This is a genomic window from Pseudomonas sp. TMW22080, from assembly GCF_022496745.1.
Taxonomy (GTDB): Bacteria; Pseudomonadota; Gammaproteobacteria; order Pseudomonadales; family Pseudomonadaceae; genus Aquipseudomonas; species Aquipseudomonas bubulae.
In genome coordinates this window covers 52065-64753 of the sequence record NZ_SCFF01000004.1, presented here as the reverse complement: position 1 = coordinate 64753, position 12689 = coordinate 52065, and the positions used below count along the sequence as shown (strand labels likewise).

Sequence of the window (12689 nt, the reverse complement as noted above, 5' to 3'; positions counted from 1 at the left end):
GCAGAGGTTTACCTTTCCCATGAAGCGTCGGCGGTTGCAAATCGAATCTGTTTATGGTCACAAGGTCCGCGTGCATGAACCTGTTTAACCTGCGTCGCCATTCCCCCAGCCTCGAAGAAATGGCCGCCCACTCTGCGCCATCCAAAGCTGGCAACCACCCGTCCCGAGACTGCCTGATGCCCTGCGTTGAGCGTGAAGCCCAAGTGTTTGTGCGCGGCCAGGGCTCATGGATGTGGGACAGCGACAGCCGTGCATATCTGGATTTTACCCAGGGCAGTGCGGCCAACAGCCTGGGCCACAGCCCGGCGGTGCTGGTCAAGGCAATGACCGAGCAGGCGCAATCGTTGCTAAACCCGGGTGCAGGTTTTTTAAACCGCGGGATGTTGAACCTGGCGCAGCGCTTGTGTGAAAGCACCGGTAGTGATCAGGTGCATTTGCTCAACACCGGCGCTGAGGCCAATGAAGGTGCGATCAAGCTGGCACGCAAATGGGGCCAGCTGCATCGCGGTGGCGCCCATCGGATCATCACGGCCAGCCGCAGCTGCCACGGTCGCAGCTTTGGCGCGATGTCGGCTTCGGGCAGCGCATCTGTGGATAACCGCTTCGAGCCACAGTTGCCGGGTTTTATCAATGTGCCGTTCAACGATTTGCCGGCGCTGCATGCGGCAGTCGATGCGCAGACCGTGGCCATCATGCTGGAGCCGGTACAAAGCGAAGCCGGGGTGATTCCTGCGACTGAGCACTACCTCAAGGGTGTTGAGCGCTTGTGTCGCGAGCTGGGCATTTTGCTGATCCTGGATGAAGTGCAGACCGGCGTGGGGCGTTGCGGCACCTTGCTGGCAGAACAGAATTACGCCATTCGCGCCGACATCATTACGTTAGGCAAGGGCCTGGGCGGCGGTGTACCAGTGGCCGCATTGCTGGCTCGGGGCAAGGCCTGTTGCCTGGAGCCCGGCGAGCTGGGCGGTACCCATCATGGCAATGCCTTGATGAGCGCAGCGGGGTTGGCGGTGCTGGATACCGTGCTGGACAAGGGCTTTCTGCAGCAGGTTCGCGACGCGGGGCAACACCTGCGCGAGGGTTTGGGCCGGTTGGCGAATAGTTATGCACAGGGCGAATTGCGCGGCCAGGGTCTGCTTTGGGGTCTGACCTTGTCGGATAACTCGGCAGACGCTGTGGTCAAGGCGGCGTTGTATGAGGGCTTGCTGATCAGCGCCCCGCAGCCCGACTGCCTGCGTTTTACCCCGGCCCTGTGTGTGAGCAAGGGCAATATCGATGAAATGCTGCTGCGTCTGGCCCGGGCGTTTTCCCGGGTTCGAACGGCGCAATTGCAGTGCCGTCGCGGGGTTGCCGTCTGATTGCAGCCGTTACACAGAATTTAAAGAACCGTCTCGCGGTATAACGCATCGCCCCGTGCCTGATTTCTTCGGTACGGGGCGTTTTTTTTTGTCTGTGGATAAGTTCAGTCTGAACCTTTGGCTTGCGCCTGGAGTCGATTAGAAGCAGGGCCATTTCTGGCCCGCCACTATCAGGGAGCTGCGCATATGGATCTTATTAAAATCATCTTTGCCATTCTGCTTCCACCGCTGGGTGTGTTTATGCAGGTGGGTTTTGCCGGTGCGTTCTGGCTGAATATTCTGCTGACCCTGTGCGGCTATATCCCGGGCATCGTGCATGCGGTGTGGATTATCGCCAAGCGGTAAACAGGCAGCGACTACAGTTATGTATCGGCCTGCATCACCTGGCTATAAAACAACCATTCCTGTTCCAGTGCATGGGCCTGGTTACTGGCCTTGCGAAAGCCGTGGCGCTCGTCCGGGTAGTAATGGGCCTGGGCCGGGATGCCGTTGTATTGCAGGGCCTGGAGCATGTCGCGGGTTTGTTGCGGCACCACTACAGCGTCCAGCTCACCCTGGAAGAAAATAACCGGCACGCTGATCTGGTTGGCGTACAGCAACGGAGTGCGCGCTGCATAGCGTTCAGCGTCGCGCTCCGGATCGCCAATCAGCCAGTCCAGGTAGTCACCTTCAAACTTGTGGGTGGACCGCGTCAGCGCAATCGGGTCGCTGACCCCGTACAGGCTGGCACCCGCCCGGAACACTTTATGGAATGCCAGCGCGCACAAGGTGGTGTAACCCCCCGCGCTGCCGCCACGAATAAACGCACGGCGGGGAGCAATCAGATCTTGTTCGGTGAGATAACTGACCACCGCGCAGGCATCTTCGACATCCACCACGCCCCAATTCAAATGCAAGGCTTGACGATACTCACGGCCATAGCCGGTGCTGCCGCGATAGTTGAGGTCAGCCACGGCAAAGCCGCGCTGGGTCCAGTATTGAATGCGCGGGTCGAGCATCGGGTAACAGGCCGAAGTCGGACCGCCGTGGATAAATACCAGCAGGGGCGGTTTTTTTTCGCCGTTCATAGCCGGGTAGAAAAAACCGTGGGCATGGCCCGTTCCAGAGGGATAACGCAGAGTTCTCGGGCGGCTGATACGTTCGGGGGGCAGCGGTGCAATGCCACCTGCCAGTACCTCCACCTTATGCTCGGCACGGCAGATACGGATCACGGCTGAAGGGCGTATCGGCGATGCTGCGATGCAGTAGATAAATGCCTCATCCAATGCCAGGCTGCGAAAATGGCTGTAGTCACCGGTGAAGTCTTCGAGGTTGCCGTCAGCTGTGCGGATGCCCAGTCGCCCGAAGCCGTCCTCGGTCCAACTGGCCAGATAGGCCTGCTCTCCCAGCGGCACAAAGGTGCTGGTGCCCAGTTGCCAAGGGGCCGGGGCGTGATCGGCGCGCGCGCTGGGCGCGGGTACCAGGCCTTCGCCAGACTCGGCCCAGGGCTGCCAGAAACCTGCGCGGTCGGTCAGGCAATGGAGCCGGTTATGTTCGTCGAAACGCGGCTGTTGCAGCGATTCCTCATCAAGATCACCGGCCAGGCACTGCGCGGTGTTCCAGCGCCCGGCGGTTTGGCCATCGGCCAGCATCAAACGGGTAGAGGTCCACGGTTGGTGTGGGCGGCTCCATTCGACCCAGGCCAGGCGCTGGCCGTCAGGGCTCAGCGCCGGTGCGCCGTAGAAGTCGGCACCTTCAGCCAGGATCTGACGTTCAAGGGTGCCCAGGTCGATGCTGACCAGTCGGTGTTGGTCGCCGGTTTCTTCGACTGCCAGCACCTGCCCGCCGGCAAACTGCACGCCGCCGTAGCGGCATTCACCCTGGGTCAGTGCCTGCGGGGCGCTACCTTCCAGAGGTTGCAGATACAGCTGCTGATCGGTTTCGTTGACGAACACCACGGCGTTATCGCTCAGGCAAAACCCGCCACCGCCGTACTCATAGACCCGGCTGCGTGCGCTGAAACCAGCGGGCGTCAGGCAGTGGGCCTGGCCATCGCGCCAGTGCCAGATGCGCGAGGCCGCATCCTGTGGACGATATTCGTTCCAGAACAGGCCTTGCGGGCCGACTCGCAATTCTGCGAAATCAACCCCGGCGGCTACGGCGAGTGCGGCGCTGAAGGGCTCAGCTTTTGGCGATAAGACGTGAGTTTCGTTCATTTCGGAAGGCCAATTGTTCGATGGTCTGGGTGGCGTGCTCGGCTTCTTCGCGCGCCTTGAGAATCAGGTTGTGTTGGGGCGATTTGCTGCACACCGGGTCCGCATTGCTGGCGTCCCCGGTGAGCATAAAGGCCTGGCAACGGCAGCCGCCGAAGTCCTTTTCTTTCTCGTCGCACGAGCGGCAGGGCTCGGGCATCCAGTCATAACCGCGAAAACGGTTGAAGCCAAACGAGTCGTACCAGATGTGCTGCATGCTGTGGTCACGCACATTGGGGAACTCGACCGGCATTTGTCGGGCACCATGACACGGCAGGGCCGTGCCGTCAGGTGTAACGGTCAAAAAGATGCTGCCCCAGCCGTTCATGCAGGCTTTTGGGCGTTCTTCGTAATAGTCCGGCGTCACGAAGATCAGCTTGCAGGGGTGACCCTCTGCTTCCAGTTTGGCCCGGTATTCGTTGGTGATGCGCTCAGCCCGTACCAGTTGCTCCTTGGTCGGCAGCAGGCCGACACGGTTGAGCTGGGCCCAGCCGTAGAACTGACAGGTGGCCAGCTCAACAAAGTCGGCTTCAAGGGCGATGCACAGCTCGATGATGCGGTTGATTTTGTCGATGTTGTGCCGATGGGTGACGAAGTTCAGCACCATCGGGTAGCCGTGGGCCTTGACTGCCCTGGCCATTTCGAGCTTTTGCGCGAAGGCTTTTTTCGAGCCGGCCAGCAGGTTGTTGACCTGCTCGTCGCTGGCCTGGAAGCTGATCTGGATATGGTCCAGCCCGGCTTTTTTGAAGTCGCTGATCTTTTGCTCGGTCAGGCCGATGCCCGAGGTGATCAAGTTGGTATAGAAACCCAGCTTGCGCGCTTCGCCAATCAACTCGGCCAGATCCTGGCGCACCAGTGGCTCGCCACCGGAGAACCCCAGTTGCGCTGCACCCATCTCCCGCGCCTCGCGAAACACCTTGATCCACTGTTCGGTGCTCAGTTCTTTGCCCTGCTGGGCGAAGTCCAGAGGGTTGGAGCAATACGGACATTGTAACGGGCAGCGGTAGGTCAATTCAGCCAGCAGCCACAGCGGCAGGCCGACTTCAGGCTTGGGCGGGATACGGCTGTCAGGCAAGTTCGATCCAGTGCTCTGCACGAGCGACCTCCATAAATTGCTCGATATCTGCGCCGAGCTCGGGTACGCCGGGGAACTGTTTGTCCAGTTCGCCAATAATGGCCGCGACGTCGCGCTGGCCGTCGATCAGGCCGCCGATCAGGGCCGCGCTGTCATTGAGCTTGATCATGCCTTCGGGGTACAGCAACACATGGCCTTTTTGCGCGGGCTCGTACTGGTAACGATAGCCGGTGCGCCAGGTCGGGATTTTGCTGCGATCGAAGCTCATAGGGTGATTCCTTTGTGCCAGACACGTTGGCTGGTCACGCTGTGATAGGGCGGGCGGTCCAGCTCGTAGGCCATGGTCATGGCATCGAGCATGCTCCACAGGATATCGAGTTTGAACTGCAGGATTTCCAGCATGCGCTGCTGGCCTTCATAAGTAGTGTAGTGCTGCAGGGTGATTGCCAGCCCGTGCTCCACGTCGCGTCGGGCCTGGCCCAACCGGGTGCGGAAGTATTCGTAGCCGGCGGGGTCTATCCACGGGTAATGCTGGGGCCAGCTGTCCAGGCGCGACTGATGGATTTGCGGCGCAAACATTTCGGTCAGCGAGCTGCTGGCGGCTTCTTCCCATGTAGCGCGGCGGGCGAAGTTGACGTAGGCATCCACGGCAAAACGAACGCCGGGCAGGACCAGCTCTTGAGAGCGCAGTTGATCCGGGTCCAGGCCAACCGCTTGACCGAGGCGCAGCCAGGCTTCGATGCCGCCGTCTTCACCGGGCGCGCCGTCGTGGTCGATCATGCGTTGAATCCACTCGCGGCGCACTTCACGGTCAGGGCAGTTGGCCAGGATCGCGGCATCCTTAAGCGGGATATTGACCTGGTAGTAGTAACGGTTGGCGACCCAGCCCTGGATCTGCTCGCGAGTCGCGCGGCCTTCGTACATTGCCACCTGATAGGGGTGGTAGATGTGGTAATACGCGCCTTTGGCCCGCAAGGCGGCCTCGAATTCGGCGGTAGAGAGTGGGGCTTGGGTCATCTGGTGCCTCCAAAAAATGTGATGCCTTTGTAGCAGCTGCCGAAGGCTGCGTTCGGCAGCTGCTACAGATTCAGCTTTTACAATTCGATGCTCATGCCATCAAAGGCCACTTCAACCCCCCGGCGTACCAGTTCGGCACGCTCGGCGGAGTCTTCGTCGAGAATCGGGTTGGTGTTGTTGATGTGGATAAGCACTTTGCGCTGCTCGGGCAGTTGCTCAAGCACTTCGAGCATGCCACCGGGGCCGTTTTGCGCCAGATGGCCCATTTCCCGGCCGGTACGGGTGCCTACGCCGCGGCGCTGCATTTCGTCGTCGTCCCACATGGTGCCATCCACCAGCAGGCAGTCACTGCCCGCCATGATTTCCAGCAACGGCGCGTCAACCTTGCCCAGGCCTGGGGCATAGAACAATTTACCGCCCGTGCGCAGGTCTTCAACGATCAGGCCGATATTGTCGCCCGGGTGCGGGTCGAAGCGATGCGGCGAATACGGCGGCGCGGCACTGCGCAGGGGCAGCGGGCTGAAACGCAGGTTGGGGCAGGCCGGGATGGTGAACGAACCTTCCAGCTCGATGCGGTTCCAGTTCAGGCCACCATTCCAGTGCTTGAGCATGGTGAACAGCGGGAAACCGGTGCTCAGGTCTTCGTGGACCATGTCAGTGCACCAGACTTCGTGGGGGCAGCCTTCGCGCAGGCTCAGCAGGCCGGTGGTGTGGTCGATCTGGCTGTCCATCAGAATAATGGCGCTGATCCCGGTATCACGCAGGGCACGGCCCGGTTGCATCGGGGCGAAGTCCTGGAGTTGCGCGCGAATGTCGGGCGAGGTGTTGCACAGCACCCAGTTCACGCCGTCGTCGGAGATCGCAATCGACGATTGGGTACGCGCCTTGGCGTTTAACGAACCATCACGAAAACCCGCGCAGTTGACGCAGTTGCAGTTCCACTGCGGGAAACCACCGCCAGCGGCGGAACCTAGAATCTGGACAAACATGGCGTGTTCTCTTGCAAATCTGGAAATAAAAACGCCCCGGCGAACCGAGGCGTTGGGTTGCTCTGCTCAGTGAAGAAGCAGATCAACGGCTAGCGAAGTACATGGTGACTTCAAAGCCAATACGCAGGTCGGTGTAAGCAGGTTTAGTCCAAGCCATAACATGACTCCTTCAGCGGGTGGGTGAGTAGTGTCTCTTGATTAGTCCAGCTCCCGAAGGAGATGTTCAAAAGCTTAGGTGGCTATGTTACTAAATTTGACGCTTTTTGAACGCCCAATGTCGAAGAAAGCCCTTTGCAGGGTTGGTAATTATCAGCTTCTTCCTGGATAAAACGTTTCAGTTACAGGACCGGTAGCCACACATAACCAGCGGCTGTCAGGTTGTGTGGTTTGCTGCGCAGCCTTGAGTGTAGTGTCTTGATCCAGCGCCATAAGCGCAGTGTAGAGGGCTGTCAGGTAATCCGACGGGTGGCCTGCCAGCTTGCTTTGCCATAGCAATTCGCTGGCCTGGGACACGCCCAGGGCCTCACTTGAGAATTGCTGTGCCAGGGCGGCGCGGGCCTGGGTGAAAGATGTTTCATCCAGTGCCGAGACCAGATTTGGCAAATCTACGAGGAAGTTACGGATGTGCTCAAAGATTTGTGCCGTGCTCGCGTGGGGCGATTGCACACCAAACAGCAGGCCGGTTTGGCCATTGATTTGGCGCAAGCCACTGAACACCGCGTATCCCAATTGCAGTTCAACCCGCAGGCGTTGATAGAAAGGGGTTTGCGCCACTTGGGCAAGCAGACGCCAGGCAGCTTCGCCCGCCACTGTGGCCTCGGCGGCCGGGCAAAACAGCAGCAGTGCGTGTTCGCTGGAATCACAGGGTACTGTGTGCCAATGGCGCTCGACAGGATGCCCGGACTGAAGCGTCAGTTGCGCATCCGGGGTACCAGGCACCTTGTTCAGCACGGGGCCAATCAAGGCCTGTGTGGCAGATGGCAGGCCGACTGCCAGCCCGTCCCAGCGTGTTTCTGACCAATTGTGGGACCCGTCACTTTCGCCAGCGGGCGGGCACAGTTCGGGCAGGCGCTTGAGCAGTTGGCGAATGGGCATCAACGTCGCCTCAGGGGGCGTGCCGGCTGATTGCCCGGTGCACGGGCTGGCGAGCGTACGCAGGGCGCTTTCCAGAATGGCGGGCATCGGCTCGTGGTAACCGTACATCTTCAGCAGCCAGTCATTGCCCAAAGCGTTGAGCGAAAGTTCGACACCAGCGTCACGAGCATCCTGGATCAACGGGCGCAGGCTGTTCTGCAGCGCAGGCATCGGGTTGTCGGCAGGTGTAGCGGGCAAACGCCAGCGCAGGTAAATCGCTGCTTCGCCGCTGAGGTTGGGTATTGCCGTGCTGAAACTCATGGCAGACACGTCGCGGCGACTGCGCAAACGATCCTGGGCAAAGGTGCGCAAACCACGGTGAGCGCTGGTTTGCCCGCGAATCAGGCCGGCACTCACCGGCTCCTTCGCTGCTTGCAGAAATGGATTGGGCGCTGGCAGTTGCCAGGCATGGTGCGATAACTGCATTGCCCCTGGCTGCAGCTGCCCCAGCACGACCTTGAGGGTTGTTACGCCTTGATCCGATAAGCCGGGCACATGTTGCTTGCAGTCACTTCGAGCAAGCTCCAGTGCGCCACTGATGTCTTGCTGGCGTTGTTGCAGCAGACAGAACTCTTCACGTAACGCTGGCCAGTCCTGTTGTGCGCGGAAGAACCCCAGCCAGTCATGGAAGGTGTCGCTGATTAGCGTGGCATGTTGGGCAATGGCGTTGGTTGCAGTGAACTCAATCTGTAGCAGTGCCTGGTCTTTGAAGCAGTAGAGCGACGTGGCCTTAAGGGTGTCGATCAGTTGCTGCTGGCGTAACTGTGCGAACAGACCGCCGGCTTTGTCGGCATTGATCCAGTTGCACAGGAACTCCAGCGCCTTGTCAGACTCCGGCGGCAGCTGTTCCAGGGCAAACATCAGGCTCAGGCGCGAGCCGTCAATGTGTTGATAATGTCGCTGCTGACCGGTCATCAAGGCGGGTGCATCGGCCTGTTGCACGGCTTTGCCGGGGCGCAACACAGCGCTGCAGCGCTCGGCCAGGGTGCTCAGTTCACGGATTGCCGACGGGCCGCTCAGGCTCAAGGTCATTTGTCCGGCCTGATAAAAGGTCTGGTAGAAACCTTTCAGGGCTTGCTGAAAACCCTCGCGAGGTACTGGCAGGCTATAACGGTTACCGGCATGGAATGCGCGCAGTGGATGGGCCGGGTTCAATGGCTGGAACAGTTTGATCTCACGCTGTGCCGAAGGCTCACGGGCCCAGGCAATAAATTCGGCATGTAGCACTTCACGTTCACGCAGTTGGTCAGGCAGAGTCATGCGCGGATGGGCGAGCATGTCGCACAAGCGTTCAAGACCCCCTTCGAAAGCACCCATTGGCAGTTCGAAAAAAAAGTCGGTATGTCGCTCGCAGGTTCTGGCATTGACCTGACCGCCGTGGCGCTGTACCCAGGCCATCAGGTTGTCTGCCGCCGGGAAGCGTGCGGTGCCCAGAAACAGCAAGTGTTCAAGGAAGTGCGCCAGGCCCGGCCAGGCCGCAGGCACATCATGGCTGCCTGCGGCGACCCTTAAAACGGCCGCGCAGCGCTTGAGGCGCGGCTCGTGGCGCACGCAGAGGGTCAGGCCGTTTTCAAGGGTCAGACGTTGGGTGTGAGGGTGGTTCAGCGCAGGCATGGGCACTTCCGGAACAGAGAAGCGCTCATGCTAGCGGATTTAGCCCTTGCTCAGCTCGCCATATAGCTCGGGCCGACGGTCTGCGAGGTAAAAGTTGCCGGTTTTTGCATCAGTCAGCTGTTGGCGTTGCAACGTTGCCACCAGCAGGGTCTCATCCTGTTCGGCCAGGGCAATCTGCTTGCCGTTGGGTGCGGCGATGCTGCTTTGGCCGCAGTAATGGATCTCGCCTTCATGGCCACAGTAGTTGGCGTAGGCTACATAGCAGTGGTTTTCGAAAGCGCGGCAACGCACGGTGACATCGGCGATGAACTCGAAGGGCACCATATTCGCGGTGGGTACCACAATCACTTCAGCTCCGGCCAAGGCCAGCCTGCGGGTGTTTTCCGGAAACTCGAGGTCGTAGCAGATCAGCAGGCCGAGCTTCCAGCCGTTGAGTTCAATGACCGGGAATGAGTCGGGGCCCTGGCTGAACATCGAGTGATCGAGTTCGCCGAACAGGTGAGTCTTGCGGTAGTTGCACAGACTTTTGCCGTGTGCGTCGATCAACTGTGCACTGTTGTAGATATGTCCGTCTGCACCGCGCTCGGGGTAGCCGTACACAATGGCCATGCCCGTGGCTTTGGCCAGTTTGGCAATTTGCTGTGCGGCGTCGTCGTCGTGGGCTTGTGCGAGTTCGGCTACGGCTTGCGCGCCGATGTTGTAGCCGGTGAGGAACATTTCGGGCAACACCAGCAGGTCAATGTTATCGGCTTGCTGGGCTGTTTCACGCAAACGCTGCAGATTGCCCGCAACATCCAAGGGCAGAGGCGGGCATTGGTAAAGGGCGATGCGCATGGGGTTCTCCTGGTGTTGACTGTTGGTGTGGGAGCGGGCGTGCTCGCGATGGCATCCACCCGATATGCCTGATGCACCGCGTTGCCTGAATCGCGAGCAAGCCCGCTCCCACTGGAATCAATTCACCCTGCGGGGTCAATCCGGCAGCGCAATCGGGCCAATTTCGTGGAACACATCTCCCGGCCCCGGGTTGGCCGCATGGGTGCTGCCGCCAAAGTGATGCATGATGCCCCAGACCGCGTTCAATGAAGTCTGCACCGCGCCCTCAACCCAGGCCGGGGTCCACGACACGTCATCGCCGGCAATAAAGATCCCGCGTTGTTCTGCGGGCATGTCCTGTTGCATGAAGTGCGCATACATCCGCTGGTTGTAGCGGTAATGCCCCGGCAGTGCACCCTTGAAGGCGCCCAGGAAATGCGGGTCTGCCTCCCATGAAATGGTGATCGGGTCGCCGATGATGCGGCTGGCGATATCCACCTTCGGATAAATCTTTTTCAGCGAGTCGAGGGCCAGCTTCACGCGCTTTTCCACAGGGTGCGGGAGCATTTTCAGCGCATCGCTCATCCACGAGTACGACAGGCATATCACCCCCGGCTTGTCGTCGCCGTTGTCGAACAGGTAGGTGCCACGGGTCAGGCGGTCGGTGAGGGTCATGCTCATCAGGTCGCGGCCGGTTTCCGGGTCTTTGTCCTTCCAGAACGGGCGGTCGACCATGACAAAGGTTTTCGATGATTGCATGTAGCGCGTACGGTCAAGGGCCATCCACAGCTTCTGTGAGAACAGCGACTCTTCGCATTCGATCTGGGTGGTCAGTAGCCAGCTTTGACATGTGACCAGCACGGCTTCGTAGGGGCGTGTGACACCGAGAATGTCAGTGACGGAAAACATCCCATCTTGTGTGCGAGAGATCGCCTTGACCCCGGTGCGAGGTGCGCCGTTGTGCAGCGAACTCAGGCTGGTGCCTGCAGGCCAATGGGCACAGCGTTCGGGGGCGTGGCGCCAGATTCCCAGTGGCACTTGCTCGACACCGCCAACGACCAGATGCTGATGGTCGTCGCAGTTGGTCATCACCACCCGGAAGATTTCCAGCATCGAGTTGGGGAAGTCCGAATCCCATCCGCCAGTACCGAAACCCACCTGGCCAAACACTTCGCGGTGCTGGAATGACAGTTTGGCAAAGGCCTTGGAGGTCGCGACGAAGTCGTAGAACGTGCGGTCGTCCCACAGAGGAACCAGCGTGTTCCACAGTTCTTTGAGGCGAGGGACGTCGCGGTCACGGATGGCTTGCTGAATATCGCCAAAGCGCGAACCTTCCTCCAGCGCATCGGCCCAGGCGTCGGCCACTTCCTGAAACAGGGCAGGCAGATCCGCCAGTTTTTGTGCGTAGAAGGTTTGCCCTTCGAGGTCGATAACCGTACTGCCGGAAGCAGGGGTCAGCGGGTTGGGGAAGGGTTTGGTCTCCAGCCCCAGCTTGTCGACATAGTGGTAAAACGCTGTTGAAGACACCGGAAAGCGCATGCCGCCGAGCTCGGCAATCACCCCTTCACTGCCCTCAAAGGCTTGCGAGCGCAGGCGCCCACCCATTTTCGAGGCTTCATATACCACGGGTTTGAGGCCCAGCTTCATCAACTCGTAGGCCGCCACCATCCCGGCCATGCCAGCACCGACAATCGCTACCTCAGCGCCAAGTTTATGTGTGGGAATACTGCCCAGGCCAGCGGGGTGTTCGATCCAGTCATCGAAGGCAAACGGGAAGTCCGGGCCGAAGATGGTGACGGGTTTTTTACCGTCGACAGGGTGACGATTATTCTTGTTCATGGCTGACCTTGCTGGCGACCCAAGCTTTACCTTGAGTATAGAAAAAGACAGGCACCATGATAGGCAGCGCAGAACACGTAAATAAGACGCAAACTGTCGTCGTTATGACTTTTATTTAGTCAATATGACGAAGCGGCTAGTCGATGTGACTTATCCGCGATCAACTTTGCTGCTGAGGATGATTGAGGTGGTGGTTTTCTCGACGCCTTCGACACTGCCGATCTGATCGAGCAACTGGTCCAGCTGCTCGGGTGAATCGCTGCGCAGCCAAGCCACGTAATCGAATTCGCCACTGACTGCGCACAGTTGCTGCACCTGGGCCATCGCACTCAAGCGTCGCACCACGTCCTTGCCGGAGCGTGGCTGCACGGTAATCCCGACATAGGCCTGCAGGCCGCCATCAATCAGGCGCTGGCCCAAGCGAACCCCGTAGCCGGTAATCACCCCGGTTTTCTCCAGCCGCGCCAGGCGTGATGTCACGGTGGTGCGGGCAATCCCCAATTGGCGTGCCAGCATTGCCACGCTTTCCCGGGCATTGAGCTGCAAGGCCGCGATCAATTGACGGTCGATTTCATCCAGTGCAGGGGGGCGGGTGTCAGGCAAGGGTGGCTCCAGGGGC

At 59.8% G+C, this 12689-nt stretch carries 12 protein-coding genes; 2 read left to right on the top strand and 10 right to left on the bottom strand.

What is annotated here, in order from left to right; translation table 11 throughout:
* Positions 1-74: 74 nt before the first annotated feature.
* Together EQV96_RS14510 and EQV96_RS14505 are read left to right on the top strand one after the other, a co-directional pair.
* Positions 75-1358: an aminotransferase class III-fold pyridoxal phosphate-dependent enzyme gene (locus EQV96_RS14510; protein ID WP_095023266.1), complete on the top strand. Its 1284-nt coding sequence runs from the start codon at positions 75-77 to the stop codon at positions 1356-1358.
* 186 nt (positions 1359-1544) lie between these two features.
* The gene (locus tag EQV96_RS14505) at positions 1545-1703 is read left to right on the top strand and encodes a YqaE/Pmp3 family membrane protein (protein ID WP_004419451.1); all 159 of its coding nucleotides are present in this window, start codon (positions 1545-1547) and stop codon (positions 1701-1703) included.
* 17 nt (positions 1704-1720) lie between these two features.
* Here the strand turns inward: EQV96_RS14505 and EQV96_RS14500 are convergent, their stop codons facing one another.
* The 10 genes from EQV96_RS14500 to EQV96_RS14455 all read right to left on the bottom strand — a co-directional run bounded on the left by EQV96_RS14500 (position 1721) and on the right by EQV96_RS14455 (position 12673).
* The gene (locus EQV96_RS14500; RefSeq protein ID WP_130872138.1) at positions 1721-3553 is read right to left on the bottom strand and encodes a S9 family peptidase; all 1833 of its coding nucleotides are present in this window, start codon (positions 3551-3553) and stop codon (positions 1721-1723) included.
* Positions 3519-4685: a pyrroloquinoline quinone biosynthesis protein PqqE gene (gene pqqE / locus EQV96_RS14495; protein ID WP_095025310.1), complete on the bottom strand. Its 1167-nt coding sequence runs from the start codon at positions 4683-4685 to the stop codon at positions 3519-3521. Before pqqE ends, EQV96_RS14500 begins: the two co-directional genes overlap by 35 nt.
* Complete coding sequence (gene pqqD / locus EQV96_RS14490; RefSeq protein WP_094999919.1) at positions 4657-4932, bottom strand: pyrroloquinoline quinone biosynthesis peptide chaperone PqqD; 276 nt, start codon at positions 4930-4932, stop codon at positions 4657-4659. Before pqqD ends, pqqE begins: the two co-directional genes overlap by 29 nt.
* Positions 4929-5681, bottom strand: a complete 753-nt coding sequence (gene pqqC / locus EQV96_RS14485; RefSeq protein ID WP_016782463.1) for a pyrroloquinoline-quinone synthase PqqC — start codon at positions 5679-5681, stop codon at positions 4929-4931. The genes pqqD and pqqC overlap by 4 nt, the downstream gene beginning before the upstream one ends.
* Before the next feature lie 77 nt (positions 5682-5758).
* Positions 5759-6670: a pyrroloquinoline quinone biosynthesis protein PqqB gene (gene pqqB, locus EQV96_RS14480; RefSeq protein WP_048361138.1), complete on the bottom strand. Its 912-nt coding sequence runs from the start codon at positions 6668-6670 to the stop codon at positions 5759-5761.
* 82 nt (positions 6671-6752) lie between these two features.
* On the bottom strand, positions 6753-6827 hold the full coding sequence (gene pqqA, locus EQV96_RS14475) for a pyrroloquinoline quinone precursor peptide PqqA (RefSeq protein WP_003444522.1): 75 nt from the start codon (positions 6825-6827) through the stop codon (positions 6753-6755).
* A gap of 152 nt (positions 6828-6979) precedes the next feature.
* Positions 6980-9418 carry a pyrroloquinoline quinone biosynthesis protein PqqF gene (pqqF, locus tag EQV96_RS14470; protein ID WP_240882150.1) on the bottom strand — a complete coding sequence of 813 codons (2439 nt, stop codon included), beginning with the start codon at positions 9416-9418 and terminating at the stop codon, positions 6980-6982.
* Positions 9419-9457: 39 nt separating this feature from the next.
* Positions 9458-10252 (bottom strand): carbon-nitrogen hydrolase family protein, encoded by a 795-nt coding sequence (locus tag EQV96_RS14465; RefSeq protein ID WP_240882149.1) that lies wholly within the window; start codon positions 10250-10252, stop codon positions 9458-9460.
* Positions 10253-10387: 135 nt separating this feature from the next.
* Positions 10388-12070, bottom strand: a complete 1683-nt coding sequence (locus EQV96_RS14460; RefSeq protein ID WP_095019493.1) for an NAD(P)/FAD-dependent oxidoreductase — start codon at positions 12068-12070, stop codon at positions 10388-10390.
* Between the two features lie 150 nt (positions 12071-12220).
* A complete protein-coding gene (locus EQV96_RS14455; protein ID WP_016782458.1) occupies positions 12221-12673 on the bottom strand; it encodes an Lrp/AsnC family transcriptional regulator in 453 nt (150 codons plus the stop codon).
* Between the last annotated feature and the right edge of the window lie 16 nt (positions 12674-12689).

Coding starts and splice junctions, on each gene's coding strand:
- EQV96_RS14510 (WP_095023266.1), top strand. CDS start 75: ATGAACCTGTTTAACCTGCGTCGCCATTCCCCCAGCCTCGAAGAAATG.
- EQV96_RS14505 (WP_004419451.1), top strand. CDS start 1,545: ATGGATCTTATTAAAATCATCTTTGCCATTCTGCTTCCACCGCTGGGT.
- EQV96_RS14500 (WP_130872138.1), bottom strand. CDS start 3,553: ATGAACGAAACTCACGTCTTATCGCCAAAAGCTGAGCCCTTCAGCGCC.
- pqqD (WP_094999919.1), bottom strand. CDS start 4,932: ATGAGCTTCGATCGCAGCAAAATCCCGACCTGGCGCACCGGCTATCGT.
- pqqC (WP_016782463.1), bottom strand. CDS start 5,681: ATGACCCAAGCCCCACTCTCTACCGCCGAATTCGAGGCCGCCTTGCGG.
- pqqB (WP_048361138.1), bottom strand. CDS start 6,670: ATGTTTGTCCAGATTCTAGGTTCCGCCGCTGGCGGTGGTTTCCCGCAG.
- pqqF (WP_240882150.1), bottom strand. CDS start 9,418: ATGCCTGCGCTGAACCACCCTCACACCCAACGTCTGACCCTTGAAAAC.
- EQV96_RS14465 (WP_240882149.1), bottom strand. CDS start 10,252: ATGCGCATCGCCCTTTACCAATGCCCGCCTCTGCCCTTGGATGTTGCG.
- EQV96_RS14460 (WP_095019493.1), bottom strand. CDS start 12,070: ATGAACAAGAATAATCGTCACCCTGTCGACGGTAAAAAACCCGTCACC.